The sequence below is a fragment of the Acidovorax sp. KPB24-07 genome, assembly GCF_057543315.1.
In genome coordinates this window covers 1-2608 of sequence record NZ_BAAJYS010000439.1, presented here as the reverse complement: position 1 = coordinate 2608, position 2608 = coordinate 1, and the positions used below count along the sequence as shown (strand labels likewise).

Sequence of the window (2608 nt, the reverse complement as noted above, 5' to 3'; positions counted from 1 at the left end):
GGGCGGCGTCAGGGCTCGATGAGCGGCACGTCGGCTGCGCGCAGCGGCGTGCCGATGGGGGCTGCCGCCTGGCCCTTGCGCACCGCGGCCATGTCCTGCTCGTTGGGGTAGTCGCCCTGCAGCCAGTAGTCGAACACGCGCCGCGCGATGGGCGCGGCATGCGCGGCGCCGAAGCCGGCGTTCTCCACGATCACAGCCAGCGCCAGGCGCGGGTTTTCGGCCGGGGCGAAGGCGGCGAACAGCGAGTGGTCGCGCTGGTGGTCCTCCAGCGCCTTGGCGTTGTACTTGACGTTCTGCCCCAGGCTCACCGCCTGCGCCGTGCCGGTCTTGCCGGCCGAGGTGTAGGGCGCGCCCGCGAACACGCGCGTGCCGGTGCCGCCCTTGTTCACCGCGACGAGCGCATTGCGCACGATCTCCACGTTCTTCGGCGAAAAGCCCAGGTCCTGCCCCGGGGGCTGCTGCACCTCGGTGATCTGGCCCGTCACCGTGTCCTTGATGGCCTTGATGAGGTGGGGCCGATAGCGCGTGCCGCCGTTGGCCAGCGTGGCCTCCGCCAGCGCCAGCTGCAGCATGGTGAAGTTGTTGTACCCCTGCCCGATGCCCAGCGACACCGTCTCGCCCGAGTACCAGCGGCGCATCTCGGGGCGCCGGTAGGTGTTGCGCTTCCACTCGGTGCTGGGCAGCACGCCGCGCACCTCGCCGTTGATGTCGATGCCCGTGGCCTGCCCGAAGCCGAGCGGCTTCATGAAGTCGTGGATGGTGTCCACGCCCATGTCCACGGCCAGCGAATAGAAATACGTGTTGCTGGAGAACTGGATGGCGCGGTGCATGTCCACGCCGCCCAGCCCGCCCTCGTGGCTGCGGAAGGTGTGGCCGCCGTAGGTGTAGAAGCCCGGGTCGTTGTACACCTGCGTGGGCGAGCGCTTGTTCAGCTGCAGCGCCCCCAGCGCCATGAAGGGCTTGTAGGTCGAGCCCGGCGGGTAGGTTCCGCGCAGCGCGCGATTGAGCAGCGGCTTGTCGATCGACTCGTTGAGTGCCTGCCAGTTCTCGCTGTCGATGCCCTCCACGAACAGGTTCGGATCGAACGTGGGCTTGCTCACCAGCGCCACGACCTCGCCGTTGCGCGGGTCGATGGCCACCAGCGCGCCGCGACGCTCGCCGAACATGTCCTCGATCATCTTCTGCAGCTTGATATCGATGGACAGCATCACCGTGTTGCCGGGCGTGGCGGGGTGGCTGGCCAGCCGGCGCACGGCGTGGCCGCCGGCGGAGGTCTCCATGCGCTCCACGCCGGTCTGGCCGTGCAGGGTGCTCTCGAAGCCCTGCTCCACGCCCAGCTTGCCGATGTGGTCGGTGCCGCGGTAGTTGGCCGCGTCTTCGGAGTCGTCGATGCGCTCCTTCTCGCGCTGGTTGATGCGGCCGATGTAGCCGATCGCGTGGCTGGCCACCTCGCCCATGGGGTAGTTGCGAAACAGCCGGGCCTTGATGTCCACGCCGGGAAAGCGGTAGCGCTGCGCGGTGAAGCGCGCCACTTCCTCATCGGACAGCCGCGTGCGGATGGGCAGCGATTCGAAGTTGCGCGACTCGTCCATGAGCCGCTTGAACCGGCGCCGGTCGCGCGGGTGGATGTCCAGCACCTTGGACAGGGCATCGATGGTGTCGTCCAGCGACTCGACCTTGGAGGGCGTGATCTCCAGCGTGTAGGCCGAATAGTTGGTGGCCAGCACCACGCCGTTGCGGTCCAGGATGAGGCCGCGGTTGGGCACGATGGGCACCACGGCCGTGCGGTTGCTCTCGGCCTGCTCGGCGAGGTCGTCGTGGCGCACCACCTGCAGGTACACCAGCCGCGCCACCACCAGGCACAGCGCCATCAACACGACCAACGCCACCACGAACACGCGGGTGCGGAAACGCGACGCATCGGCTTCGGTGTTGCGCAGTTCGGTCATGTCGGCAAAGAAACGGTCAGATCAGGGGGCTGGCGGCGATTCGCGCTCACAGCGGGCGGTTCTCGTCGCGGTCGGGCGGACGGCGCTGCGGCGCCAGCAGTATCCAACTGGCGAGCGGCCACAGCAAGGCCTCCAGGCACGGCGCCACCAGGCCTTCGAAGCCGGGCAGGATGCCGCCCGACACGACGCGGATCAGCAGCTCGATCGCATGGGCCGCGATGAACAGCGGAAACACCTGCAGCGCCTGCGACGGCACGCTGAACCACAGCAGGCGGCGGTGCATGTACAGGGCGCCGTACATCAGGGCGCAATAGGCCAGGGCATGCTGGCCGAGCAGCGCGGTCTGGTACACGTCCATGCACAGCCCCATGGCGAAGGCCACGCCCATCCCCACGCGCTGGGGCTGGTGCACGCCCCAGAACACGAGCAGCACCATCACGAGGTCGGGCGTCCACACCACGCGCCCGAGCGGCAGCATGTTGAACGCCAGCGCCACCAGCAGGCTGCCGACGATGAACAGGGGGCGGACCGGCAGCAGCAGTTGCTGCCCGCGGGGCATGATCATGCGGACCTCCCGGGGCGGGATGCGGCGGCCACGGCAGGCCCGCGGGGGCGCAGGGCAGCGCGGATCATCGGCGCCCCTTGCGCACCGGCGCCCG

The 2608-nt window shown here is 69.1% G+C and carries 2 protein-coding genes; both read right to left on the bottom strand.

Translation table 11 applies throughout. The features are described from left to right. Positions 1-8 precede the first annotated feature (8 nt). A complete protein-coding gene (mrdA, locus tag AC27IQ_RS22240; protein WP_284430286.1) occupies positions 9-1949 on the bottom strand; it encodes a penicillin-binding protein 2 in 1941 nt (646 codons plus the stop codon). A 46-nt stretch (positions 1950-1995) separates the two neighbouring features. Next, complete coding sequence (mreD, locus tag AC27IQ_RS22235; protein WP_487090830.1) at positions 1996-2514, bottom strand: rod shape-determining protein MreD; 519 nt, start codon at positions 2512-2514, stop codon at positions 1996-1998. Positions 2515-2608 lie beyond the last annotated feature (94 nt).